This is a genomic window from Streptomyces sp. NPDC004667, assembly GCF_040609475.1.
GTDB lineage: Bacteria > Actinomycetota > Actinomycetes > Streptomycetales > Streptomycetaceae > Streptomyces.
In genome coordinates this window covers 45,314-70,542 of record NZ_JBEXKC010000003.1, presented here as the reverse complement: position 1 = coordinate 70,542, position 25,229 = coordinate 45,314, and the positions used below count along the sequence as shown (strand labels likewise).

General features: G+C 73.3%; 18 protein-coding genes and 2 pseudogenes. 14 read left to right on the top strand and 6 right to left on the bottom strand.

What is annotated here, in order from left to right; all coding sequences use genetic code 11:
• Window position 1 precedes the first annotated feature (1 nt).
• The 3 genes from tdh to ABZW32_RS02450 all read left to right on the top strand — a co-directional run bounded on the left by tdh (window position 2) and on the right by ABZW32_RS02450 (window position 3,566).
• On the top strand, window positions 2-1,030 hold the full coding sequence (gene tdh / locus ABZW32_RS02460) for an L-threonine 3-dehydrogenase (RefSeq protein ID WP_356210125.1): 1,029 nt from the start codon (window positions 2-4) through the stop codon (window positions 1,028-1,030).
• A 406-nt stretch (window positions 1,031-1,436) separates the two neighbouring features.
• A complete protein-coding gene (locus ABZW32_RS02455) occupies window positions 1,437-2,639 on the top strand; it encodes a glycine C-acetyltransferase (protein WP_356210122.1) in 1,203 nt (400 codons plus the stop codon).
• 12 nt (window positions 2,640-2,651) lie between these two features.
• Complete coding sequence (locus ABZW32_RS02450; protein WP_285525868.1) at window positions 2,652-3,566, top strand: LysR family transcriptional regulator; 915 nt, start codon at window positions 2,652-2,654, stop codon at window positions 3,564-3,566.
• A gap of 1,150 nt (window positions 3,567-4,716) precedes the next feature.
• Here ABZW32_RS02450 and ABZW32_RS02445 read toward each other — a convergent pair.
• Window positions 4,717-5,496: a DeoR/GlpR family DNA-binding transcription regulator gene (locus ABZW32_RS02445; protein WP_356210120.1), complete on the bottom strand. Its 780-nt coding sequence runs from the start codon at window positions 5,494-5,496 to the stop codon at window positions 4,717-4,719.
• 143 nt (window positions 5,497-5,639) lie between these two features.
• Here ABZW32_RS02445 and ABZW32_RS02440 point away from each other — a divergent pair, with 143 nt between their 5' ends.
• The 8 genes from ABZW32_RS02440 (at window position 5,640) to ABZW32_RS02405 (ending at window position 16,454) form a co-directional block, all read left to right on the top strand.
• A complete protein-coding gene (locus ABZW32_RS02440; RefSeq protein WP_356210118.1) occupies window positions 5,640-6,545 on the top strand; it encodes an SIS domain-containing protein in 906 nt (301 codons plus the stop codon).
• On the top strand, window positions 6,542-7,387 hold the full coding sequence (locus ABZW32_RS02435; protein ID WP_356210116.1) for a class II fructose-bisphosphate aldolase: 846 nt from the start codon (window positions 6,542-6,544) through the stop codon (window positions 7,385-7,387). Before ABZW32_RS02440 ends, ABZW32_RS02435 begins: the two co-directional genes overlap by 4 nt.
• A 185-nt stretch (window positions 7,388-7,572) precedes the next feature.
• The gene (locus tag ABZW32_RS02430; RefSeq protein WP_356210113.1) at window positions 7,573-8,745 is read left to right on the top strand and encodes an LLM class flavin-dependent oxidoreductase; all 1,173 of its coding nucleotides are present in this window, start codon (window positions 7,573-7,575) and stop codon (window positions 8,743-8,745) included.
• A complete protein-coding gene (locus ABZW32_RS02425; protein ID WP_356210110.1) occupies window positions 8,742-9,812 on the top strand; it encodes a zinc-binding dehydrogenase in 1,071 nt (356 codons plus the stop codon). The genes ABZW32_RS02430 and ABZW32_RS02425 overlap by 4 nt, the downstream gene beginning before the upstream one ends.
• A gap of 321 nt (window positions 9,813-10,133) precedes the next feature.
• Complete coding sequence (locus ABZW32_RS02420; RefSeq protein WP_356210109.1) at window positions 10,134-11,213, top strand: hypothetical protein; 1,080 nt, start codon at window positions 10,134-10,136, stop codon at window positions 11,211-11,213.
• Window positions 11,214-11,316: 103 nt separating this feature from the next.
• Window positions 11,317-13,119, top strand: coding sequence for an Ig-like domain-containing protein (locus ABZW32_RS02415; RefSeq protein WP_356210107.1), 1,803 nt, complete (start codon window positions 11,317-11,319; stop codon window positions 13,117-13,119).
• A 260-nt stretch (window positions 13,120-13,379) separates the two neighbouring features.
• Window positions 13,380-15,110 carry a protein kinase gene (locus ABZW32_RS02410; protein ID WP_356210104.1) on the top strand — a complete coding sequence of 577 codons (1,731 nt, stop codon included), beginning with the start codon at window positions 13,380-13,382 and terminating at the stop codon, window positions 15,108-15,110.
• Between the two features lie 153 nt (window positions 15,111-15,263).
• The gene (locus ABZW32_RS02405; protein WP_356210102.1) at window positions 15,264-16,454 is read left to right on the top strand and encodes an acyl-CoA dehydrogenase family protein; all 1,191 of its coding nucleotides are present in this window, start codon (window positions 15,264-15,266) and stop codon (window positions 16,452-16,454) included.
• Between the two features lie 543 nt (window positions 16,455-16,997).
• Here ABZW32_RS02405 and ABZW32_RS02400 read toward each other — a convergent pair.
• Window positions 16,998-17,778, bottom strand: a pseudogene (locus tag ABZW32_RS02400) (SulP family inorganic anion transporter); the annotation flags it as partial.
• 85 nt (window positions 17,779-17,863) lie between these two features.
• Entirely contained in the window at window positions 17,864-18,271 is a 408-nt protein-coding gene (locus ABZW32_RS02395) for a pyridoxamine 5'-phosphate oxidase family protein (protein WP_356210100.1), read from the bottom strand.
• A 340-nt stretch (window positions 18,272-18,611) separates the two neighbouring features.
• Here ABZW32_RS02395 and ABZW32_RS02390 point away from each other — a divergent pair, with 340 nt between their 5' ends.
• The 3 genes from ABZW32_RS02390 to ABZW32_RS02380 all read left to right on the top strand — a co-directional run bounded on the left by ABZW32_RS02390 (window position 18,612) and on the right by ABZW32_RS02380 (window position 20,525).
• Window positions 18,612-19,076 (top strand): cyclic nucleotide-binding domain-containing protein, encoded by a 465-nt coding sequence (locus ABZW32_RS02390; protein WP_356210097.1) that lies wholly within the window; start codon window positions 18,612-18,614, stop codon window positions 19,074-19,076.
• A gap of 26 nt (window positions 19,077-19,102) precedes the next feature.
• Complete coding sequence (locus ABZW32_RS02385; protein ID WP_356210094.1) at window positions 19,103-19,741, top strand: CBS domain-containing protein; 639 nt, start codon at window positions 19,103-19,105, stop codon at window positions 19,739-19,741.
• Window positions 19,742-19,826: 85 nt separating this feature from the next.
• Window positions 19,827-20,525 (top strand): response regulator transcription factor, encoded by a 699-nt coding sequence (locus ABZW32_RS02380; RefSeq protein WP_356210091.1) that lies wholly within the window; start codon window positions 19,827-19,829, stop codon window positions 20,523-20,525.
• A gap of 15 nt (window positions 20,526-20,540) precedes the next feature.
• Here the strand turns inward: ABZW32_RS02380 and ABZW32_RS02375 are convergent, their stop codons facing one another.
• From ABZW32_RS02375 to ABZW32_RS02365, 3 genes and pseudogenes are all read right to left on the bottom strand, one after another.
• A complete protein-coding gene (locus ABZW32_RS02375) occupies window positions 20,541-22,295 on the bottom strand; it encodes a GAF domain-containing protein (protein WP_356210089.1) in 1,755 nt (584 codons plus the stop codon).
• A gap of 138 nt (window positions 22,296-22,433) precedes the next feature.
• A pseudogene (locus ABZW32_RS02370) lies at window positions 22,434-22,616 on the bottom strand (DUF1918 domain-containing protein); the annotation flags it as partial.
• Between the two features lie 35 nt (window positions 22,617-22,651).
• Window positions 22,652-25,225 carry a cation-translocating P-type ATPase gene (locus tag ABZW32_RS02365; RefSeq protein WP_356210086.1) on the bottom strand — a complete coding sequence of 858 codons (2,574 nt, stop codon included), beginning with the start codon at window positions 25,223-25,225 and terminating at the stop codon, window positions 22,652-22,654.
• Window positions 25,226-25,229: the final 4 nt, after the last annotated feature.

Below are 25,229 nucleotides of genomic sequence, written 5' to 3'. Positions count from 1 at the left end.
CATGAAGGCACTCGTCAAGCACAAGGCCGAGCCCGGGCTGTGGCTCATGGACGTCCCCGAGCCGGAGTACGGCCCCGGAGACGTGCTGATCAAGGTGCTGCGCACCGGCATCTGCGGGACCGACCTGCACATCCGCGCCTGGGACGGCTGGGCGCAGGGAGCCGTGAAGACCCCGCTGGTCCTCGGCCACGAGTTCGTCGGCGAGGTCGCGGCGCTCGGCGCGGACGTCCGCGACATCGAGATCGGCGCACTGGTCAGCGGCGAGGGCCACCTGGTCTGCGGCAGGTGCCGCAACTGCCTGGCCGGCCGCCGCCACCTGTGCCGCAGCACCGTCGGGCTGGGCGTCGGACGCGACGGAGCCTTCGCCGAGTACGTGGTGCTGCCCGCGCAGAACGTGTGGGTGCACCGCACCGCCGTGAACCTGGACGTGGCGGCCATCTTCGACCCCTTCGGCAACGCCGTGCACACCGCGCTGTCCTTCCCGCTCGTCGGCGAGGACGTCCTGATCACCGGCGCCGGCCCGATCGGGATCATGGCGGCGGCCGTGGCGAAGCACGCCGGCGCGCGCAACGTGGTGATCACCGACGTCAGCCCCGAGCGGCTGGAGATCGCCCGCAAGGCCGGCGCCACCCTCGCGGTGAACGTCGCCGAGACCTCCATCGCCGACGCGCAGGCGCGGCTGGGCCTGCGCGAGGGCTTCGACGTCGGCCTGGAGATGTCCGGCCGCGCCGAGGCCATGCGCGACATGATCGACAACATGACGCACGGCGGCCGGATCGCCATGCTCGGCCTGCCCGCCCAGGAGTTCGCGGTGGACTGGGCGAAGGTCGTCACCTCGATGATCACCATCAAGGGGATCTACGGCCGCGAGATGTTCGAGACCTGGTACGCGATGACCGTGCTGCTGGAGGGCGGGCTCGACCTGTCCCCGGTCATCACCGGCCGCTACTCGCACCGCGACTTCGAGGCGGCCTTCGACGAGGCGTCGACCGCGCGGAGCGGGAAGATCATCCTGGACTGGACGGCCTGATCCCGCGCCGGGAGCGGGTGCGCGGTACGCGCGGGTGCGCGGACGGACGGGTACCGGGCGGGACCGGCGGGGTCACGCCCCCGCCCGGCCCGCCCCGGCCCGCCCCGGGGCACCCCCTCCGGAGCCGCTCCGGTGGTCGGGGCGGTCGCTTACCGAGCCGCTCCGGCGATCGGGGCGACCGCGTCCCGGCCGGTCCGGTGGTCGGGGCGACCGCGTCCCGAGCCGCTCCGACGATCCGGGCGGCCGCGTCCTGGCCGGTCCGGGCCGCCACAAGACCATCTCCCTCCGCCGGGCCCCGCAACTCCCCCCCCCTCCGCGGGGCCCGGCCCCCTTCGTCCGCCCGCCCCGGCTCCGCTCCGCTCCCACCGGCCGCGCCCGGCACACCGTACAAGGAGACACAGAAGTCATGTTCGAGTCCGTCCGCGAAGACCTCCGCACCACCCTCGACGAGATCCGCGCCGCGGGCCTGCACAAGCCCGAGCGCGTCATCGGCACCCCGCAGAACGCCGCCGTCGCCGTCACCGCGGGCGGCGCCCCCGGCGAGGTCCTCAACTTCTGCGCCAACAACTACCTCGGGCTGGCCGACCACCCCGAGGTCGTCACCGCCGCGAAGGAGGCCCTGGACCGCTGGGGCTACGGCATGGCCTCCGTCCGCTTCATCTGCGGCACCCAGGAGGTGCACAAGGAGCTGGAGGCGCGGCTCTCGTCCTTCCTCGGCCAGGAGGACACGATCCTCTACTCCTCCTGCTTCGACGCCAACGGCGGCGTCTTCGAGACCCTGCTCGGCGCCGAGGACGCGGTGATCTCCGACGCCCTCAACCACGCCTCGATCATCGACGGCATCCGCCTCTCCAAGGCCCGCCGCTACCGCTACGCCAACCGTGACCTGGCCGAGCTGGAAGCCCGGCTCAAGGACGCGCAGGACGCCCGCCGCCGCCTGATCGTCACCGACGGCGTGTTCTCCATGGACGGCTACGTCGCCCCCCTCGCCGAGATCTGCGACCTCGCCGACCGCTACGACGCCATGGTGATGGTCGACGACTCGCACGCCGTCGGCTTCGTCGGCCCCGGCGGCCGCGGCACCCCCGAACTGCACGGGGTCATGGACCGCGTCGACATCATCACCGGCACCCTCGGCAAGGCCCTGGGCGGCGCCTCCGGCGGCTACGTCGCGGCCCGCACCGAGATCGTCGAGCTGCTGCGCCAGCGCTCGCGCCCGTACCTCTTCTCCAACTCCCTCGCCCCGGTCATCGCGGCCGCCTCCCTCAAGGTCCTCGACCTGCTGGAGTCCGCCGGAGACCTGCGCGAGCGCCTCGCGGCCAACACCGCCCTCTTCCGCGCGAAGATGACCGAGGCGGGCTTCGAGATCCTGCCCGGCGACCACGCCATCGCCCCCGTCATGATCGGCGACGCCGCCGAGGCCGCGAAGATGGCCGAGCTGCTGCTGGAGCGCGGCGTGTACGTGATCGGCTTCTCCTACCCGGTCGTGCCGATGGGCGCCGCACGCATCCGCGTCCAGCTCTCGGCGGCCCACTCCACGGCCGACGTGGAGCGCGCGGTGGCCGCCTTCGTCGACGCCCGCGCGGCGCTCCGCACGTCCGCCGGCTGAGACAATGGAGGGGTGATCGACCCCCGCCGGCTGCGCATCCTGCGGGCCGTGGCGGACCACCGTACGGTGACCGCCGCGGCCGCAGCCCTGTACCTCACCCCCTCCGCCGTGTCCCAGCAGCTCGCCGCGCTGGAGCAGGAGACCGGCCACGCGCTGCTGACCCGCAGCGGCCGGGGCGTACGGCTCACCGCGGCCGGGGAGATCCTGCTGGGCCACACCCATGAGGTACTGGCCCAGTTGGAGCGCGCCGAAGCGGAACTCGCCGCCTACGCGGGCGGATCGGCGGGCGAGGTCACCGTCGCCGCCTTCGCGACCGGCATCGCCGAGGTGCTGGCCCCGGCCATTTCCCGGCTGGCGCTGGAACACCCGGGCATCCGCCTGCGGGTCCGGGACGCGGAGGGCGACCAGAGCCTGCCCATGCTGCTCGACGGGGAGGCCGACGTGGCCCTGGCCGTCGAGTACCGCGGCGGTCCGGGCGCCGACGACGCCCGCCTGTCGGTCCTCCCGCTCTACGCGGAACCCTTCGATGCCGTCCTGCCCTCGGGGCACCCGCTCGCCGACCTCCCCGCCGTGGCGCTGGCGGACCTCTCCGACGCGGACTGGGTGGGTCAGTACCCCGGCAACCCCTGCCACGACGTGACCCTGCTGGCCTGCGAACTGGCGGGCTTCCAGCCCCGCTTCGCGCACTCCTCCGACGACTTCCGGGCCGTGACCGCCCTGGTGGGTGCGGGGGCCGGGGTGGCCCTGGTGCCACGTTCGGCGCTGCGCGGCATGGACCTCAAGGAGGTCCGCGTCCGCCCGGTGACGGGCCCGGCCGCCACCCGCCGCGTCTTCGCCGCCACCCGCCGCGGCGCCGAGTCCCACCCCCTGATCGCCCCGGTCCTGGCAGCCCTGTCCCGCGAGGCGGAACGGGTCCCGGCGCACTGAGGGGTTGGCCGGTCGGAGGGGTGGCCGGTCGGGGCCGGGGTGTGCGGGACACCGGCCGGACGGGATCGGGGAAGGGCTGGGGGCTTCCCGCCAGTCCACTGTCCTTCCGTGCCGGGCCGGCCTGTCAAGGGCGCTCCCTGCGGTCGCGTCGCTTCGCGATGGCCTTCGGCCACCCTTGACAGACCGTCCCGTCCCGGAATGCCAAAGACTGTCGGGAAGCCCCCAGAGGAACGGTCAGGGGGGACAGGATGCAGGAGCGGCCCCGCCAGAGAAGCGACGAGGCGTCTCCGCCGGGGCACGCTCAGGTCCGGGGACGACACACCTGCGGCCCCACACCGGCACAGCGGCCCTCCCCAAACGGCGACCGGACCGTCCTCCGGCACCCCCGGGCGCATCGGATCGCTACGCGCTTCTCACATCCCGGCGTCCGCGGCCCGTCAGGGGCTGGTGCGCGCCAGATCGCTACGCGCTTCTCCCGACAGAGCGGCCGACGGCCGTCTTGGGTCGCTCACAAGCCGCCGGATCTGCGCTTTCCCACCCTCGGCGGGCGGCTGAAGGCCCTCAGTGGGGCGAACAGTGGCCTAGCCGGACTCTGACGACACCATCCTCGTCCTCTCACTCCTGCAAGGAGCCATATGGCGCCTGTGCGGCCAGCAAATAGGGACAAACTGCCCGCAATCGCGTGATGGAGGGAGACAGGCGGCCTTGGGCGGCCTATGTCCGGCCACAGACGGCCGCCGGACGCTGGGCCGGGAGAAGCGCGTAGCGATCTGGCGCGCCGGGGATGCCCGGGGGGTGCCCCTAGGGCGATGTGGTCACTGATTCGTGGATGGAGCGGGATCCCTCGTCGCTTCTCTGGCGGGGCCGCTCCTGCATCCTGTCCCCCGTGACCGTTCTTTTGGGGGTTTCCCGACAGTCTTTGGCATTCCGTGGCGGGACGGTCTGTCAAGGGTGGCCGAAGGCCATCGCGAAGCGACGCGACCGCAGGGAGCGCCCTTGACGGGCCGGCCCGGCACGGAAGGACAGTGGACTGGCGGGAAGTCCCCAGCCCTTCCCCGATCCCGTCCGCCGGTGTCCCGCCCACCCCGGCCCCGACCACGCGTCCCGCCCCCGACCGGCCACCCCCCCCGACCGGCCACTCCGCCCCCCCTCACACCCGGATCACCTCCACCCCCGCCGTCGCGAAGCCGGCCGCTACGTCCGGGGGGAGGCCCGTGTCCGTCACCAGGACGTCCACCTCCGACGTGGCGCAGATGCGGGCGAAGGCGCGGACGCCGAGTTTGCTGGAGTCGGCGGCGATGACGACGCGGCGGGCGCGTTCGCACAGGAGGCGGTTCATCGCCGCCTCGTCCTCGTGCCGGGTCGCCGCGCCGTCCGCCGGGTCGAAGGCGTCCACGCCCAGGACGGCCGTGTCCATCGTGAGCTGGCCGAGGACCTGCTGCGCCAGCGGGCCCGTCAGTTCGTACGACTGGGGGCGGGCCACCCCGCCCGTCAGGACGATCTTGAACTGAGGGCGGATCACCAGCTCGCCCGCGATGTTCAGGGCGTTGGTCACCACCGTCAACGCGGGCGAGCCCGTGGCCAGGTCCGCGCGGGCCGCCAGGGCGCGGGCCACCTCCGTGGTCGTGGTGCCTCCCGTGAGGCCGACGACCTCGCCCGGTGCGATCAGCGCCGCCACCGCCCCGCTGATCCGCAGCTTCTCCGCGGCCCGCCGCGACGTGCGGTAGCGCAGGGGCAGTTCGTACGAGACCCCGTGCGGGACGGCCCCGCCGCGCGTGCGGACCAGCAGCTGCTGCTCGGCGAGCTGGTCGAGGTCCCGGCGGATCGTCGCGGCGGACACGCCGAGGGCCTCGGCGGCCGGCTCCACCTCCAGCCCGCCCCGTTCCACCAGCAGATCCAGCAGCGTCTGCCAGCGTTCCTTGCGGGTCATGGCGCCCCTCCCGTGCGTATCCCGGGCCTCGCTCCGGCCCCGCCGTCGAGATTAACCCAGGCCGCCACCCCGTAGATGCTTGAAGTTGCGCGAAATGGCCCGCTACCTTGCAGGAACACGCACCCAACGCGCAGGGAGCCCGCATGAGTCACGTCGCGTACGAGTTGGCCACGCAGCCCGAAAGCTGGGAACGGGCCGCCGAACTGGCCCCGGCCCACCGGGGGGTGCTGCCGAGGCCGGGGGAGCGTACCGCGATCGTCGGGTGCGGCACCTCGTACTTCATGGCCCAGGCCGCCGCCGCCCTGCGCGAGGAGGCCGGACAGGGCGAGACCGACGCCTTCCCCGCCTCGGAGTTCCCCCGCCACCGACGCTACGACCGGGTCGTGGCGCTCACCCGGTCCGGGACCACCACCGAGGTCCTCGACCTGCTGGCCGGCCTGCGGGAGGCCGGGGTCGCGACCACCGCCGTCATCGGTGACCCCGACACGCCGGTGACGACCCTGGCGAACGACCTCGTCGTGCTGGACTTCGCCGACGAACGCTCCGTCGTCCAGACCCGGTTCGCCACCACCGCCCTCACCCTGCTGCGCGCCCACGTCGGGGCCCACACCCCGGCCGTGGTCGCCGACGCCCGCGTCGCGCTCGCCGAACCGCTGCCCGCCGGACTGGAGGGCCGGGGCCAGTTCACCTTCCTCGGCCGGGGCTGGAGCGTCGGGCTGGCCAACGAAGCCGCCCTCAAGATGCGCGAGGCCTCCCTGTCCTGGGCGGAGGCCTACCCGGCGATGGAGTACCGGCACGGCCCGGTCAGCGTCACCGGGCCCGGCTCCGTGACCTGGTCGCTGGGCGGGACCCCCGACGGGATCGCCGAGCAGGTCCTCGGGACCGGCGCCGAGTGGATCGACGGCGCGCTCGACCCGCTCGCCGAACTGGTGCGCGTGCACCGGCTGGCCGTTGCCGTGGCCGCCCACCGGCAGCTGGACCCGGACGCGCCCCGCAACCTCACCCGCTCGGTCATCCTCACCGCCACCGGCGAGGGGGCGGTCCGATGACCCTCGCCCCCGCCGGACACCTCGTGGCCGAAGCGGCCGGAGCCGGCCGCGCCGTCGCGGCCTTCAACATCATCACGCTGGAGCACGCCGAAGCCGTGGTCCAGGGTGCCGAGCGCACCGGCCTGCCCGTCATCCTGCAACTCAGCGAGAACGCGGTGAAGTTCCGCGACGGGGCCCTGCTGCCCATCGCCCGTGCCGCCGTCGCCTGTGCCGAGGCCGCCGGGGTGCCCGTCGGGCTCCACCTCGACCACGTCAAGAGCCCGGACCTGCTGCGGCAGGCCGCGGACGCCGGCTTCGGATCGGTGATGTACGACGCCGCGCACCTGCCCTACGCCGAGAACCTGGAGGCCACCCGCTCCGCCGCCGACTGGGCCCACGCCAACGGCCTCTGGATCGAGGCCGAGCTGGGCGAGGTCGGCGGCAAGAACGGAGCCGCCCCCCTGGACCCGCACGCGCCGGGCGCGCGTACCGACCCGGACGAGGCGCGCCGGTTCGTCGCCGACTCCGGGGTGGACGCCCTGGCCGTGGCCATCGGCAGCAGCCACGCCATGACCAGCCGGACCGCGGCCCTGGACCACGCCCTGCTGGCGCGGCTCGCCAAGGCGGTGGACGTCCCGCTCGTCCTGCACGGCTCCTCCGGCCTCCCCGACGAGGAGCTCGCGGCCGCCGTCGCCGGCGGGATCCGCAAGGTCAACATCGGCACCGCCCTCAACGTGGCCATGACCGAGGCCATCCGCGCCCACCTCACCCCGGCGGACCCCCGCCCCTACCTCACCGCGGCCCGGACGGCGATGGCGGCGACGGCCGCCGCCATGATCGGCGCCCTGAGCCGGCGCCCCTGAGCCGACGGCCCGGGGAGCGCGGAGTGGTGCGGATCGCGGAAGGGCGCGGCGGGCGGGCGGCCCGGGCGTCCCACTCAGCGGGAGGACCGGGCCGCCGCCATTGAAGGTGCGGCGCGTGCGGTGTTTCGTCGGACGACGGCCACCCGTCGTCCGAACGCCCGCACCGTCCGAAGGGACACCCGCGCATGCCCCAGCCGTACCTCCCGTCCGCCTTCGGGGTGTTCCTCGCCCCTTACCACCGGCCCGACCGCGACCCCGCCCTCCAACTGCGCCGCGACCTGGAGCTGGTGACGGAGCTCGACCGGCTCGGGTACGAGGAGGTGTGGGCCGGGGAGCACCACTCCGCCGGGTACGAGATCATCGCCTCGCCGGAAGTGTTCCTGGCGGCAGCCGCCGAACGCACCGCACGGATCCGGCTCGGCACGGGGGTCAACTCCCTCCCGTACCACCAGCCGTTGGTCCTCGCCGACCGGATCTGCCAGCTCGACCAGCAGTCCCGGGGCCGCGCCATGCTGGGCGTCGGCCCCGGCCAACTGGCCTCGGACGCCTTCATGATGGGCGTCGACCCGATGGACTCCCGCGCGATGATGGCCGATTCCCTGGAGGCGATCGTGCGCCTGCTGCGCGGGGAGACCGTCACGGCCGCCACCGACTGGTTCACCCTGGACGAGGCCCGGCTGCAACTCGGGCCCTACCGGGGCAGGGAGATGGAGGTGGCCGTCGCCTCCGCCGTCTCGCCGACCGGGGCCGTCCTCGCCGGACGCCACGGGGCCGGCGTGCTCTCGCTCGCCGCCGCCGACCCGGCCGGATTCGCCACGCTCGACACCAACTGGGCCGCCCACGAACGGGCCTGCGCCGAAGCGGGACGCGGCGCGGACCGGCGCAGCTGGCGGCTGGTCACCCCCGTCCATCTCGCCGAGACCCGCGAAGCAGCCCTGGAACAGGCGGAGTTCGGAGTGCTCGACCTGGTCGCGTACATCGAGGCCCTCGGCGGTGTCCGGCTGCCGGGGTGCGCCACCGCGGCCGGCGCCGTCCGGCGCTGGACCGAGGAGGGGCTGCCCGCCTTCGGCCGGGCCGTCATCGGCACCGCCGAGGACGCCGTCGAACGGATCGGGCAACTGGCCGGGAGGACCGGCGGATTCGGTACCTTCCTGATCCTGCAGCTGGACCTGGCCGAACCGGCCGCCGCCCTGCGCAGCCTGGAGCTGTTCGCCGAACGGGTCGTGCCCCGGCTCACCGGAACCACCGACGCCCGCCGGGCCAGCCTCGACTGGGCCGCCCGCAACGGCGAGCGCTTCACGGGAGCCCTGCGCCGCTCCACCGAGCAGGCCATCGCCCGCAAGGGGGAAGTGCGTTGAGGGCTGCGGCCCTGGTGGCCGGACGCTTCTCCGTGGGCGAGCACCCGGACCCCGTACCCGGCCCCGGACAGGCGCTGGTGGCCACCGAGGCCTGCGGCATCTGCGGGTCCGACCTCAGCGCGGTCGCCCACACCGCCGAGTTCCTCCGGGCCTCCCGGGACAGCGGCACCACCGGCTTCCTCTTCGACCCGGCCCGCCCCCTGGTCATGGGCCACGAGTTCTCCGGCCGGGTCCTCGCCTACGGACCCGGCGCGAGCGGCCCCCCGCCCGGCACCGGGGTGGTCGCCCTGCCCTGGGCCCTCGACGCCGGCGGGGTCGTCCGTACCGTCGGCTACAGCAACGCCTTCCCCGGCGGCTTCGGCGAACGGATCGTCGTCCAGGCGCAGGCCCTGCTCCCGGTGCCGGACTCCCTGGACCTGGCCCTGGCCGCCCTCACCGAGCCGCTGGCCGTCGGCTTCGGGAACATCGCCCGTACGGAGGCCGGGCCCGGCACGCCCGCGGTGGTCGTCGGCTGCGGACCCGTCGGGCTGGGCGCCGTCGCGGCCCTGCTGGAGCGCGGCGCCGGCCCCGTCGTGGCCTCCGACCCCTCGGCGCTGCGGCGCGCGGCCGCGGCCCGGCTCGGCGCGCACGCGGTGGTGGACCCGTCCGGGGGACAGGACCCGGTGGCACACTGCGCGGGGCTCGCCGGGCCCCGGCCGCGGCCGATGGTGGTGGTCAACTGCGTGGGTCTGCCCGGGATGCTGAACCGGCTGCTGCACACCGTCCCGCGCGGCGCCGAGATCCTCCAGATCGGCGGGGTGATGACGGACGACGTGATCCGCCCGGTGGTCGGCATCTACAAGGACGTCACCGTCAGGATGTGCCTGACCTACCCGCCGCGGGAGTTCGGTGCCACCCTGGACCGGCTGGCCGACGGCCGCATCGACGCGGCCGCGCTGGTCACCGCCGAAGCGGGCTTCGGCGGGCTCGACGCGGCCTTCGCCTCCCTGCGCCGCCCGGAGCGCCACATCAAGGTGCTGATCCGCCCCGGGCTGCCGGGCACGGGCCTCGCGCCACCCCGGGTCTGAACCGCCCCCCTCCGCAGGGACCGGACCGGCCTACTCGCCAGTACCGCATCTGCCAGGAAAAGTCGAGGATCCGGCCTTACTTGCGTCCTTATGGGACTGCTACATTCCGCAAGTGCATCGCGCTCCGGCCGGGCGGTGGGCAGGCCACGATCTGGCCTGCCCCGCCCCGCCGCAGGTGCCCGATACCGGTCCACGCCGCCGCTCCGCCGTGCCGACCACCCGATCCCACCCTCCAGCGCCGAACCGGACCCCGTCCGGGGAACGGTGCTGCTCGCGTGCGGCCCCCGGCCGCCCGAACCTCCTCTCCGAAAGGGAGAAACCGTGCGGAAGTTCCTTCTGCGACGTCCCGTGGCGGGCAAGGCGCTGATCGTGGCCGCCCTGCTGGGCCTGGCGGTCTCCGGCACCGCCTACGCCAATACGGCCGGCGTGACGGTGAAGACCCCCGGCGCCTCGTCAGGGCCGGCCGCGGCCTTCTCCGAGATCTCCACCGACGCCGCGTGTGCGAGCGGCCTGGTCTCCGGCGGCGGCATCAACCAGGCCATCGGCACCGGGTCGTCCTCCAACGGCAACAAGATCAACGGCACTTCGCCGAGCCCCGACGGAAGCACCGAGTACACCGGCTCCACCGGAGTGGTGGGCACCGACGTGACCCACTGGCTCGGCATCGGCGGCAGCGGCGGCGCGGTCAACGCCTCCTTCTCCAGCACCCCGTACGCCATGTGCTTCAGCAGCAGCCTGATCAACCACACCCAGGTGGTGATGAACAAGCTGGCCGGCCCCACCGCCGGCTCGACCGTCGGACTCGTCACCGCCACCTGTCCGGCCGGCACCCGCCTGCTCGGCGGCGGAGCCCGCACCACCCCGGCCGCCGTCGGCAGCCTCAAGCCCATCGCCGGATTCCCCACCTTCAACAACCCCGCCCACGGCTACGGCCAGAAGGCCGCGGCCGACGGTGAGACCAACCCCGACTCCTGGAGCGCCGTCGGCTGGAACGGGGGCGGCGGCAACAGCGACAACACCACGTACGCGTACGCCATCTGCAGCGGCGACGACATCAACGTCAGCGGCGCGACCGTGAAGGTCCGCCACAGCGAGGTGAGCGGCCCCACCGCCGCGACCACGGGCCGGACCGTGACGGTCGGCTGCGGCGGCGGGGACGGAAAGCTGATCGGCGGCGGCGCCGCGATCAGCGGAGGCGGCGTCACGACCACGAACTTCACCGGGCCCGGTTCCCAGGGCGACCACCTCAACGGCAGCTACCCCAGCGACTCCGGCGGCAACCCGGTCGCGGACGGGACCACCACGGCCTCGTACTGGTCGGCGACCACCCACACCGGGGGAGTCAGCTCCCCGAGCACCTACTCCGACGCCTGGGCGCTGTGCGCCGACGACGGCGTCTGATCCACCCGCGGCACCGTTGCCGCGGGTGGGGCCACGGTTGCGCCCCGGTCGCGGCCCCGCACGTCCCATCTCCCGAGTACCGTCGTATGGAACCGAGTTGAACATGTACCGATCGAAGATCCTGAAGGTGGCCGGAGCCGCCGGCCTGCTGGCCGCCGCGCTGGCGCCCCTGCCCGCCGCGGCCGAGCCGACGGCACCGGGCGCCGTCACCCCCTGCGGCGCGGGCGGCGCCTTCACCGCCGCGTCGCCCACCTGCACCTACACCACCGTGGGCACGGACACCTTCACCGTCCCGGCCGGGGTGACCGCGGTGACGGTCGACCTCTTCGGCGCCGAGGGCGGCAGCGCGGCCGGCTTCGTCCTCCCCAGCCCCCCGAACGGCGGGGCACCCGGCGGACTGGGCGGCGAGACCCGCGCCGAACTGCCCGTCGTGGCGGGGCAGGCCCTCCAGATCACCATCGGCGGAGTCGGAAGTTCCGGTACCTCCCGGCACGGCGAGTTCGCCCGCCCCGGCGGCACCGGCCACGGCTCCGGCGGCGGCGGCGCCCACGGCGGCGGCGGTTCCGGCGGCGGCGCCAGCGACCTGCGTACGGGGGCCTTCGGCCCGGCCGACCGGATCCTGGTGGCAGGCGGCGGCGGTGGCGCGGGCAACGGCGGGCCGCTGCTGCACGGCGGCGACGGCGGCGGGCCCGAAGGGGAGCCCGGCGGCCAGGGAGGCGGCCCCGACGGGTCCGGCCTCGCGGGAGGCGGCGGAACCCGGTCCGCCCACGGGGCGGGCGGAAGCCGTAACTCCGCGGTCGGGGCACCCGGCGCCGCGGGCAGCGACACCGACCAGTACACCAGCCTGCCCAACCCCGGAAGCGGCGGCTCCGGCGGCAACGGCGGGGGCGGCGGCAATGGCGGAGGTGGCGGTGGCGGCGGCTACTTCGCGGGTGGCGGCGGCTCCGGCGGCGGCAGGCCCGGCGACCTCTACGGAGCCGGCGGCGGCGGGGGCAGCGGCTTCGCGGCCCCGACGGCCCTCGGAGCCACCCTCACCGGGGGCGTCAACCACGGCAACGGCAAGGCGGTCGTCTCCTTCCGGTACGGAACCTCGGTCACGGTGACCGCGGACACGGCGACCCCGCTGTTCGGGCGGCCGGTCACCCTCACCGCGACCGTCGACCCGGCCAACCCGGACGCCGGAACCCCCGGCGGCGAGGTCACGTTCTTCGACGGACCGACCCCGCTGGGCACCGCACGGCTCGACGGCGGTCGCGCGAGCATCCGTACCGGCACCCTCCAGCCCTCCGCGCACGCCATCACCGCACGCTACGGCGGCGACCCGGCCTTCACCCCGGGCGCGACGGCGGCGCCCACCGAGGTCACCGTCGGGTTCAGCGGCCCCTGCCTCACCACCGCGCACGCCGGCCCGCTGACCGTGGCCCCGGGCGAAGCCCTGTGCATCGCGGCCGGCGGCAGCCAGAGCGGCCCGCTGACCGTACGCCCCGGCGGGGCCCTGGCCGTTTCGGACGCGACGATCACGGGCCCGGTGTCGGCCCGGGGCGCCACCGCCGTCACCCTCTGCCGGTCCGCGCTCACCGGCCCGGTCTCCGTGGAGGGGGCCACCGGCCCGGTCCTCTTCGGCTCCGACCGCGAGACGACGGCCTGCGCCGGCAACACCGTCCGCGGTCCGCTGACCCTCGACGCGAACACCGGCGGCCTCGAAGCCTCGGCCGACACGGTCACCGGACCGGTCCGGATCACCGGCAACAGCGGCCCGGGCATCGCGTCCGCGGACCCCGCGCCCGCCTTCCGGTCCAACCGCGTCACCGGCCCGCTGCGGTGCGAGGGCAACGCGCCGACCCTCCTCCAGGCGCAGAACACCGTCACGGGCCCGAGCACCGGGCAGTGCAGCCAGGGCGGCTAGGCCACGGCCAGGCCGCTTCCTCCGGCTCAGCGGGCGGACCGGACCGAGCCGCCCGCACCGAGCGCCCCCGCCGGCTCCCCGCCTTCACACGGGAGCCGGCAGGGGCCGCCGGGTGGAGCCGGCCGCGAGGGAGCGAAGGCCCATCCGCCGTGCGCCGCAGGGCGGGTGGCAGCCGCCCGGCCCGTCCGTGGAGGGTGCATCTACGCTTGTGCCCCGTCAGCGAGTCGAGACGGACGACCGGTCGTGGAACGGAGCATGTGGTGCCAGCGGGCCAAGCGGGGGAAGCCAGCGACGGGGACCTGATCGGAAAGGTGCTCGGGGGACGCTACCGGGTGACCTCCGTGGTCGGCCGCGGCGGCATGGGCGTGGTCGCGCGGGCCGTCGACGAACTGCTCGCCCGCGAGGTCGCCGTCAAGGTCCTGCGGGCCTACACCGACTCCAGTGACGCCGAACTGGCCGACCTGCGCACCCGGATGGAGCGCGAGGCGCAGGCCGCCGCCCGCATCCGGCACGGCGGCGTCGTCACCGTGCACGACGTGACGCACGAGCAGGGTCTGCCCGTCATCGTCATGGAACTCGTCGACGGACCCTCGCTCGACGAGGTGGTGACGCGGCGCGGCGCGCTCGACCCGCACGAGGCCGCCGCGATCGGCGCCAAGCTGATGGACGCGCTCGACGCCGCGCACCGCGCGGGCGTCCTCCACCGGGACGTGAAGCCGGGCAACGTCCTGCTGGAGCGCGGCGGCCGGGTCGTCCTCACGGACTTCGGCATCGCCACCATCGAGTCCTCCGGCGACGAGGCCGTGGCGAAGCTGACCCGCAGCGGTGAGCTGGTCGGCTCGCTCGACTACCTGCCGCCGGAGCGCGCGCAGGGCAGGGAACCGGGCCCGGCCTCCGACATATGGTCGCTCGGGATGACCCTGTACGCGGCGGTGGAGGGCGTTTCGCCGTTCCGCCGCACCTCGGTGTGGTCCACGCTGGCCGCGATCGTCGGCGACCCGCTGCCCGAGCCGCGGCGCGCGGGACCGCTCACCCCGGTGCTGCGGGCGCTGATGGCGAAGGAGCCGGGACACCGTCCCACCGCCGACCAGGCGCGCGCGATGCTGGAGCGGGTGGCGGCGGGCGGCGACGCGGCTCCCACGGCGGCTCCCACGACGGCGCCCGCTGCGGTCCCGCCGGTCCCCGGCGCACAGCCGGCGTTCGGGCCCGCCCCCGTTCCGGCCCCCGCCCCCGTTCCCGGCTTCGGGCCCCCGCCCCCGGCCGGTTTCGACGTCGGCGGCGTATCGTTTCCGCACCCCTACGCCCCCGCCCCCCAGCCCGACTTCCCGGCACAGGGACTGCCGCAGGGCCCGCCTCAGGGACCCCCGCCCGGTCAGGCGCTCACGGTCGGCCGTTCCGGCTCGGCGGCCCTGGACCGGGCGCGGCGCCGCAGCCGTGCCGCGATGGCCGTGGCGGTCGTCGCCGTACTCGCCGCCGGTGGCGTCACCTACGCCGTGACCTCCGGCGGCGACGGTGACGACCGGGCGCAGGCGGTGGCCCCGACCCCGGCGCCCGGCGGCTCCCCGGTCACCGGCGGGCAGTCGGGCGCGCCGACCCCGGCCCCGTCGCCGTCCGGCTCCGGACCCACGGCGAAGCCGTCCGTGAGCGCCTCGAAGAAGGCGGGCACCGCGTCGCCCTCCGCGAAGGGCTCCTCGCCCGCACCGGCCAAGCCGAGCCCCGTACCGACGGGCTGTGCGGGCTGGACCCACAGGGACCCGTCGCCGGGCACCTACGGCTACATCTCCGGCGACCACCACCTGCTGGCCGCGCCGTACCAGCAGTGCTCGCAGGGCAGCCTGGTCAAGGACGGCACGAAGCTCTGGTACCAGTGCTACATCGTCAACTCGTACGGCAACCAGTGGACGTTCGTGCGCGTGGACGGCACGAACGCCACGGGGTGGCTGTACAACCGCGACCTCAAGGGCCAGAAGGGTTCGTCCCCCGCCTGTTAGCCGCCGCGGGCGGGAAGGGCCGCGTACCGGACTCCCCCGCCCGCCAGTGCTCCTGACGGTCCATCACCACCCCTTCCGGATTTCTGCAACGGGTTCTACCCTGGCCGCCGCCACCACACCGACCGGCTGGACCGCGAGATTCCCGGAGGGGCCGTGCACCTCGAATACACGCCTGAGCAGCAGCGGTTGCGCACCGAGCTGCGTGCCTACTTCGCCGAGCTCGTGCCGCAGGACGTCTACGCCCGCTACGAGGACCCGGCCGCGCAGAAGCGCTTCTACCGGGAGACCATCCGCCGTCTCGGCGCCGACGGCTGGCTCGGCGTCGGCTGGCCGAAGGAGTACGGCGGGCGCGGCATGTCGCCCATGGACCAGTTCATCTTCTTCGACGAGGCCGCGCAGGCCGTCGTCCCGCTGCCGCTGATGGCGCTGAACACCGTGGGTCCCACCCTCATGCAGTTCGGCACCGACGAGCAGAAGGCGTACTTCCTCCCCAGGATCCTCGCCGGGGAGATCGACTTCGCCATCGGCTACAGCGAGCCCGACGCGGGCACCGACCTCGCCGCGCTCAGGTGCAGGGCCGTCCGGGAGGGCGACGAGGAGACCGGCACCTACGTGGTGAACGGCCAGAAGATCTGGACCACCAACGGTGACACCGCCGACTGGGTCTGGCTCGCGGTCCGCACCGACCCGGACGCCCCCGCGCACAAGGGCATCACCATGCTCCTCGTGCCGACCTCCGACCCCGGCTACTCCTGCACCCTCATCAACACCCTGGCCTCGCACGACACCACCGCCAGCCACTACGAGGACATCCGCGTCCCCGCCAACCGCCGCGTGGGCCAGGAGAACAAGGGCTGGCGGCTGATCACCAACCAGCTCAACCACGAACGCGTCACCCTCGCCGCCCACGGCACCATGGCCATCCGCGCCCTGCACGACGTCCAGCGCTGGGCCGCCGCGACCAAGCTGGCCGACGGCCGGCGCGTCATCGACCTGACCTGGGTCCGCGGCCGGCTCGCCCGCACCCACGCCCGCCTCGACGCGATGAAACTGCTCAACTGGCAGATGGTGAACGCGGTCCAGTCCGGCACCCTCACCCCGCAGGACGCCTCCGCCGTCAAGGTCTACGGCTCCGAGGCGCGGCGGGACGCGTACGCCTGGCTCATGGAGGTGGTCGGCGCGGCCGGCTCCCTCAAGGACGGCTCCGCCGGCGCGGTCCTGCACGGCGAGCTGGAGCGCGGCTACCGCAGCGCGGTGATCTTCACCTTCGGCGGCGGGAACAACGAGATCCAGCGCGAGATCATCGCGTGGATCGGCCTGGGCATGCCCCGCGTCCGCCGCTGACCCCGTTGTGACCAAGCATTTTAGTTGGCACAAAAGCAGGCTGGTTGGCACCGCTCACTGTGCTCGTTGGGAGGGTGGCGGTGCCGCGGTGAGGGCAGACCCGTGACGGCGTTTCGGCCAGATGGCCATGGTGCTCTGCGCGTTCTCACCAGCCGTGTCGGCACTCGGATGCACCCCCTCTTCATCCATTCGGCGTGACGAGCGACTCGTTGCGGTCTCGATTCGGCACCGGGCCGGCTGGCCCAGCTCGTGGGCTTGAGCCACTGGCAGTACCGACTGCCCGCCGAGTTCCTGATCGAGCTGCCGGAACCGATCGCAGAAGCCTTCGGTGCGGCGACCCGACTGTCGGCGTCGGAGGTCCGCGCCATGACACTGGGGACGTTCGGGCGGTACATGAGCCGCTGTCAGTACGAGAAGGAGGAGCTCTTCCAAGGGGGATGCTCCCAACCGCCCGACACCCGCCGTCGTACGCAAGGCCCGGTCAGCCGCGCGGGCACGGTCGATGCGCCCCGGGTGCGGGCGCCGGCGGAGTCGGCGAGGGCGGAGTACTCCGACGGCCGGCAGGACCAGGCCGGCGTAGTCCGACGGATCGGGCAGGGCGAACCGGGGAAGGCCGGTCGGGACCGTTCCGATGACGTCGATGCCGTGGTTGGCGTCGAGGGCGAAGCTCGCCACCGCGGCGGTGGAGAGCGCCAGGACGATGAGGGGCCCGGGCAGTGGTCGCCAGGCCAGGGGGAAGACGAACAGAAGGGCGAGGCATCCGGCGGCGAGAACGGCCGTGGGCCGGTGCACGTCACCGAGGTGATGGAGGAAGGAGAGCAGTTGGGGGAGAAGCCCGATCCGCTGGCGCTGGTCCCGGTCAGGCGGGGAAGCTGGTCCACGATCATGATCAGGGCGACGCCAGCCGGGTAGCCGACGAGGACCGGCCGGGACAGGAGATCCGCGAGGAAGCCCAACCTGACGGCCCACGCGACGAGGCAGAGCAGGCCGACCACGACTGCCAGAGCCGCCGAGAGCACCGCGTACCGGGCGAGGTCACCGGCCGCCAGCGGTCCCACAGCCACGGCGGTCATGAGAGCGGTGGTCGATTCCGGTCCCACCGACAGCAGCCGGGAGGACCCGCTGAGGGCGTAGAGGACCATGGCCGGCAGGGCGGCCCAGAGACCGACGACCGGCGGCAGGCCTGCAACGCCGGCGTACGCCATGGGCTGCGGTACGGGATACGCCGCGACCGTGATGCCGGCCAGCACGTCCCCCGGAGCCAGGCAGCGCGGTAGCCGTGGAATGAACACGGGACCGCCGCCGTCCAACCGCGCTTCGGCATGGCACCTCCGGGGACTCCTGCCGGCGTGTGCCGACCATCGTGACGCGGAAGGCCTCGTGGAGGTGAAGCACGCGAACGGGCATCGCTATGGGCCGCCCTCACACAAGCGGAAGCCGGTGACGAGGTCAGGGCGGATCCGGATCGCCCCCGATGCGCCGCCTACGGCCCAGGGCTCCAGGAGGCGCACGTACCGCTCGATCTCGTCCGGGTCGGTGACAGCGGTGGCGTAGCCGGTGGCGACCACGCTCCAGCCCAGACGCGCACCCGGATCGATGGCGTCGGCCTCGTAGGCGACGACCACACCCGCACCTTGCTGGGTCGCGAGCAGCGCGGCCAGCGTCGATCCGTCCTGGACGCGGACGATGATGTCGCCGGCATCGAGAAGGTGGTTGACGGGGCGTACGGCGGGCAGTGCGTGACGGGTGAAGACGATCCGACCCAGTTCGGCGGTACCGAGCAGCTGCAGCGCCTCGTCGGCGCCGAGCTCTTCCATCCGCCGTCCCGGCACACTGACGGCAGGCGAAGCGGCGGTCGCACCGGCCGGGTGGCTTTTCATCATGGACGTCCTTCGTCGAGCGGGCAGGCCGCGATTCGGATGGGCCGCGTGGTGAGGAGGCGGATACCGCCGTCTCCATGCCGTGCACATTCGCGTACGTTCTGCGCCTGCCAGTCGGACAGGGGGCAAGGCCGTGAACGGGTCGTCTGCTGCCAGAATCTCCGCACGCACCGATCTCGGACATGGGCCGATCGGCCCCTGGACGGGTCCACAGGGCCCATGCTCGGAACCGGCGGGAAGGCCAAGACTGAAGACGGACTCGAACAGGAGGCCGTCCATGAGCACCCCTTCACCCACCCGCATCTCCGAGGCGCTGCCCGCCGACTGCCGCTCCCGTCTGATGGAACTGGCCCGAGAGGTCAACTTCGAGGAAGGCGCGCGTCTCTTCCGCGAGGGCGGCCACGCCGACCGGTTCTGGATCGTCCGGTCCGGCACCGTGACCTTGGACGTCCACGTGCCCGGACGGCGCGCCGCCGTCATCGGGAGCCTCGGCACCGGCCAGCTGGTCGGCTGCTCGTGGCTCTTCAAGCCCTACTCCTGGCGCCTGGGCGCAGAGGCGATGTCGCCCGTCCGCGCGTACGAGTTCGACGCGGAACGCGTGCGGGCGCTGATGGACGCCGACGCCGCCTTCGGCTCCGCCCTGGGCCACTGGGTCGGGCAGGTCCTCGCCAACCGGTTGCAGGCCGCCCGCGTGCGCCTCCTCGACCTGTACGCGCCCTACGGCAGCGGCAGCTTCCTCTGATCGTCCGAACGCCGAAGGAGCCGGTCATGCCCGCATCCCGCTACACCGTCAGTGACGTCATGACGCACACGGCCGTCGCCATCGGCCGCGAGGCGTCCTACAAGGAGATCGTCGAGCTGATGCACGAGTGGAAGGTCAGCGCGGTCCCCGTCCTGGAAGGCGAGGGCCGCGTCGCCGGAGTGGTATCCGAGGCGGACCTGCTGCCGAAGGAGGAGTTCCGGCGCACGGACCCCGCGCTGCCCGATCAGCTGGAGGAGGCGTCCAAGGCCGGCGGTGTGCTGGCCGAGGAGCTCATGTCGAGCCCGGCGATCACCGTGCACCCCGACGCGCCCGTCGCCGAAGCCGCCCGGATCATGGCGCGCAAGCACGTCAAGCGCCTGCCCGTGGTGAACGCGCTCGGCATGCTGGAAGGCGTGGTCAGCCGCAGCGACCTCCTGAAAGTGTTCCTGCGGCCCGACGAGGAGCTCGAAGAGGAGATCCGCCAGAGCGTGCTCACCGAGCTGACACCCGGCGTGAACGTGGACTTCGCCGTACAGGACGGGGTCGTCACCCTGCGCGGCCCGCTGCGGGACCGGGCCCTGGTCCCCCTGCTCGCACGGGCGATCCGCGCCGTCGAGGGCGTCGTGGACGTCCGGATGGAGCTGGACGGCGCCGTCGCGGCCTAATGCATCACGGCCACGGGTGTTCTGTACGCCTTCCTGAGACAATTTCGGAAGGAAATGGGTCATTGGCACCGAACCAGGGGCGATCATGTCCGACGATCCGAATGCCTCCGCCAAAGCGCCGATCAAGGTGTTTCTCCTCGACGACCACGAAGTGGTCCGGCGCGGGCTGCATGACCTCCTGGACGGCGAGCCGGACATCACCGTCGTCGGCGAGGCGGGCACGGCCGAGCAGGCACTGACCCGCGGGCCGGCGCTCCGCCCGGACGTGGCCGTGCTCGACGTGAGGCTCCCCGACGGCGACGGCATCACCGTCTGCCGAGAGCTGCGCTCCCGCATGCCCGGCCTGGCCTGCCTGATGCTGACGTCCTTCGATGACGAGGACGCCCTGCTGGACGCCATCATGGCGGGCGCCGTCGGCTACGTGTTGAAACAGATCAAGGGCTCCGACCTGGTCGCCGCCGTACGGACGGTGGCCACCGGACAGTCCATGCTGGACCCGGCCACCACCGCCCGTCTGATGCACTCCCTGCGGGACCCCGAGGCGGCGAAGGCACCGGAGGACGCCCGCCTGGCAGCGCTGTCCGAACGCGAGCGGGCCGTCCTGGAACTCATCGGCGACGGCCTCACCAACCGGCAGATCGCCAAGCGCCTCTACCTGTCCGAAAAGACGGTCAAGAACCACATCTCCCGGCTGCTCGGCAAGCTCGGAGTGGAGCGGCGGGTCCAGGCAGCCGTGATCGCCGCCCAGGTCCACGAGCACCAAGTCGGGACGGCCAAGCAGTAGGAACGCCAGCGCCGGTCACTGCGGCGGAACGAGCGGTACCTGCCACTCCAGGCGAGTGCCCCGCTCCCCGTCCCCCCGCGCCGCGGCCTCCATCCGGCCGCTGAGCCTTTCCGCTCGCTCCGCCAGGTTCCGCAGACCGCTGCGCCGACCGCCCGCGGGCAGGCCGACGCCGTTGTCGGTCACGGTGACGGTCAGGTTTCCGGCGGCCGCTACGACCGAGACCTCCGCGTGCGTGGCTTCGGCATGGCGGGCGACGTTGGTGAGTGCTTCCCCCACAACGGCGAGGGCCTCGTCCGCGACGGCCGACGGTACGTCGGTGTCGATCAGCCCCTCCATCCGCAGGGCCGGGGCGAAACCGAGGGCTGCCGCAGCCTCGTCCATGGCCCGGACCAGGCGGGAACGCATCTTGGACATCTCAGCAGGGGCCTCATGCTCGCGGAGTCCGAAGATGGTGGAACGGATGATCTTGATGGTGGCGTCCAGGTCGTCCACCGCCCGCGCGAGGCGTTCGGACGCCTGGGGATGGTCGACAAAACGCTGGGCGCTCTGGAGGGTCATGCCGGTGGCGAAGAGCCGCTGGATGGCCAGGTCGTGCAGGTCACGGGCGATGCGGTCGTGGTCCTCCAGCAGGCTCATCTGCTCGGCGTCACGGCGCCGGTCGGCCAGCTCCAGCGCGAGGGCGGCCTGGCCGGCGAACCCCGGCAGCGCGGCGATCTCCACGCTGGCGAAGCCGGGGCGGCCGTGCCGCCGGGCGAGCATCAGGACGCCGCTGAGCTTTTCCTTCGTGCCCACGGTGACGGCCACGGCCGGGCCGAATCCGGTCCACCTCTCGGGCTGGACGGTGACGCGCTCGTCGCTCGCCACGTCGGGGACCGTGATGAGGCCGTCGCGCGCCAGTGCGGCCTCGGCGAGAGTGCCCTTGGTACTGGGCAGGACGATCCCGCGGTGTGCCTGGGCTCCCTCTCCGAGGGCGAGGGAGCCCCGCAGTTCACCGGCGGAGCCGAGAAGGTAGAAGACACCCATGTCCGCGCCGGTGATGTCCTGGGCTCGCTCCAGCATGCCCTCAAGGACCTCGTCCTCGGGCACTCCGGAGAGCAGGGCGCTGGTGATGTCCGAGCCGGCCTCCAGCCAGCGCTCGCGCAGCCTGACCGCTTCGAAGAGCCTGGCGTTCTCGATGGCGATGCCGGCCGCCACCGCGAGGGTGGACAGGACCGCCTCGTCCTCGGCGTCGAACTCGGCTCCGCCCCGTTTTTCGGTCATGTAGAGGTTTCCGAAGACCTCCTCGCGGATCCGGATCGGGACACCGAGGAAGGAGTGCATCGGCGGGTGGTGGGCCGGGAACCCGTACGAGGCGGGGTGCTCGGACAGCTCCGCCAGCCGCAACGTCTCGGGATGTCGGATCAGCTCGCCGAGGATGCCGTGGCCGGAGGGCAGGTCCCCGATCTGCCCGCGCAGTTCGTCACTGATGCCGACGGGAAGGAACTCGGCCAGCTTCTTGTCGGTCCCGATGACTCCGAGGGCCCCGTACTCGGCGTCCACGAGCAGCACGGCGGCTTCGACGATGCCGCGCAGCACTTGCGGAAGGTCGAGTTCACGGCCCACGGACATGACGGCTTCGAGCAGACCGTTCAGCCGGTCCCGGGTTCCCCTGACCTCGGCGATCCGTACCTGCAGCTCATCCAGAAGTTCGTCGAGCCGCAGCCGGGGAACGCCGCTCCGGGTGGGCTGCTCGCCTGCGCTCGTGCAGGTGGGCCGATCGGCTGCGCCCATCCCCACCTCCGGCCGGAAGCGATGGCAGGTGGCCATCGATTCCACGGTATCCCCGGCCGGAGGGCCCGGCCTTCCCACTCAACGGGCCTTGACTCCGTATGGCCTCTCGTCGTGCCGCGGCGTACCGGTTTCGTGGTGAAGGTGCCGGACGTGGGCGTCCGGGCCGGGGAAGAACACGGTGGTACGACCGGTGTCGGACCAGCGCACGTCGTACGGCGGGGTGCCGTCCTCATGGTGCAGGGCGATGACTTCTCCGTCGCGGCCCGGCGTACCGACGGTGGGACCACCCACGACGATCTGGTCCCCCAGCTCGGCGTGGATTCCGTGCCCGTAGGCAGGCGAATACTCGTTCATGATCAGGCCTTTCTGTGGAAGGCGCCCCGCAGGAGCCGGGCGGCGATGAATGCCGCGAGTGCTGCTGCGGCGGCGAGTCCTGTGCCGCCCCAGCCCACCGGCTGGGTGTCCAGCAGCGACTGCAGAGCGGGAACGTACAGGGCTGCCGTCGCGAGCAGGGCGGAGGCCGCCACTGAGGCGGGAAGGAAGAGGTTCTGGGTGGTGAGCAACCGGGCTCGCAGTCCCAGTGCCACTCCGAGCTGGGCGCCGAGCAGGGACAGGAAGAGCACGCTCTGCCAGGGCAGGCCCATTCCGCGCGCGCCCATGCCGGCGATCAGGCTGAACGATGTCATGGCCGCGGCGAGGGCGAGGAGGCGTTGCCACACCCCCGCAGCCAGGATGTGCTGCTCCGGCGGCCGGGGCGGGCGCCGCATGGCCTGCGGCGCGGCCGGTTCCGCGCCCATCGCTACGCCGGTGAGGCCGTGGGTGAGCAGGTTGATCCACAGGATCTGGCCCGCCCGAAGCGGGAGGGCCAGGCCGAGCAGGGGGCCTGCCAGCATCACGAGGATCTCGGCGGCCCCTCCGGCCATGGCGTAGACGAGGAAGCGCCGGATGTTGTCGTAGACGCGGCGGCCTTCCTTGACCGCGGTGACCACGGTGGACAGCTCGTCGTCCGTGAGGACGAGGTCGGCCGCCTGGCGGGCCACCTCGGTGCCGCGGGCGCCCATGGCCACACCGATGTCGGCCTGGCGCAGGGCGGGGCCGTCGTTGACGCCGTCCCCGGTCATGGCGGTCACTGCGCCGCGGGCGCGCCAGGCGTGGACGATGTCCAGCTTCTGCTGGGGATCGGTCCGTGCGAAGACGCGAACCTCGGTCAGGTCGATGTCGGGCGCCGCGGCCAGCTCAGGTCCGGTGACGACGGTGTCGGCCGGACCTTCCTCGACGAGGCCGATGCGCATGGCGATGGCGCGGGCGGTGGCCGGGTGGTCTCCGGTGATCAGGACGGGTGAGATGCCGGCGGCGCGGCAGGCCGCCAATGTGGCGGCGGCGGTCGCTTTCGGCGGATCGCTGATGGCGACCAGCCCGAGCAGGCTCAGCCCGCGTTCCGCCTCGGCGGCGGGCCGACTCCATTGGAGCCGTTCGGCGCCTGCCACCGCCAGGACTCTGAAGCCGTGGGCGGCCAGCTCCGCAGCCCAACGATGGGCCCGGTCCAGGACGTCGGGCGGGTCGGCGAGGACCGTCGGGGCCAGGACGGTCTCGGGCGCCCCCTTGAGGCAGACCAGGACGTTGCCGTCGGGCAGGTGGTGCAGGGTGGTCATCCGTTTGCGCAGGCTGTCGAACGGGGCTTCTCCGATGCGGGGACAGGCTTGTTGCAGCTCAGCTGGGGCCGGGCAGCCTGCCTTGACAGCGGCTGCCAGCAGTGCGGCCTCCATGGGGTCACCCACGGCCGTCCAGACATCGGAGCCGCTCCGGGGCGGCATGAGGCTCGCGTCGTTGCACAGGGCCGCCGTGGTGAGCAGTTCCTGCAGCGGGCGGAGCTGCTCGGGAGTGAGGGAGTGTCCGGCACGGGTCAGGTCTCCGTGGGGCTCGTATCCGCTGCCGGTAACGTCCGCCGCTCCGGCCGGCGTCCACACGTGCTGGACGACCATGCGTCCCTCGGTAAGAGTCCCGGTCTTGTCCGTGGCCAGCACGCTCACCGAACCGAGCGTCTCGACCGCCGGCAGGCGTCGGACCAGGGCGCCCCGGGCCGCCATGCGGCGGGCCCCGAGGGCGAGGGCGAGGGTGACGACGGCGGGCAGGGACTCGGGCACCGCGGCGACGGCCAGGCTGATGGCGGTGACCGCCATCGTGCTCACGCCAAGACCGCGTACGAGGCCCGAGGCGAAGAACAGCACGCACAGGGTGAGGGTGACAAGCGCCAGAATGCGTCCGAGGGAGGCGAGGCGGCGCTGAAGCGGGGTCGGCTCGTGTTCCCCGTCGAGAAGTGCTGCGATGCGGCCGAGGGCGCTGGCGGATCCCGTGGCCGTGGCAGTGGCGACACCCCGGCCGCGCACCACGACGGTGCCGGCGCTGACCGTGTCACCCGCGGTCTTGGCGGCGGGTTCCGATTCTCCGGTGAGCATGGACTCGTCGATCAGAAGAACGGACGCCTCGGTGAGATCGGCGTCCGCGGCGACGATGTCTCCCTCGCCCAGGAGCAGGCTGTCACCCGGCACCACGAGCGCTGCCGACATCTCGTAGGCGGCACCGTCACGCCGCACCCGGGCGTGTGGGGCCGACAGAGCGGAGAGCACGGCGACCGCACGATCTGCCCGGACCTCCTGGGCCACTCCCACGGTCGTGTTGAAGACAACCACCAGCCCGATGACAACGGCGTCGGGGTGGTCACCGATCGCGATGGTCAGGAGTGCGGCACCGAGCAACACCATGATCAGCGGATCACGCAGCTGAGCCAGCACCCGACGGTGAAGGGGCGTGGGCCGCGGAGGCGCCACCTCGTTGCGCCCGTACTGGGCCAGCCGGCGTTCGGCCTCTGCCTGCGTCAGCCCGCCAGCGGAGGAGCCGACGGACTGCACTTCGATCGCGCGGCTGGTCACGGCG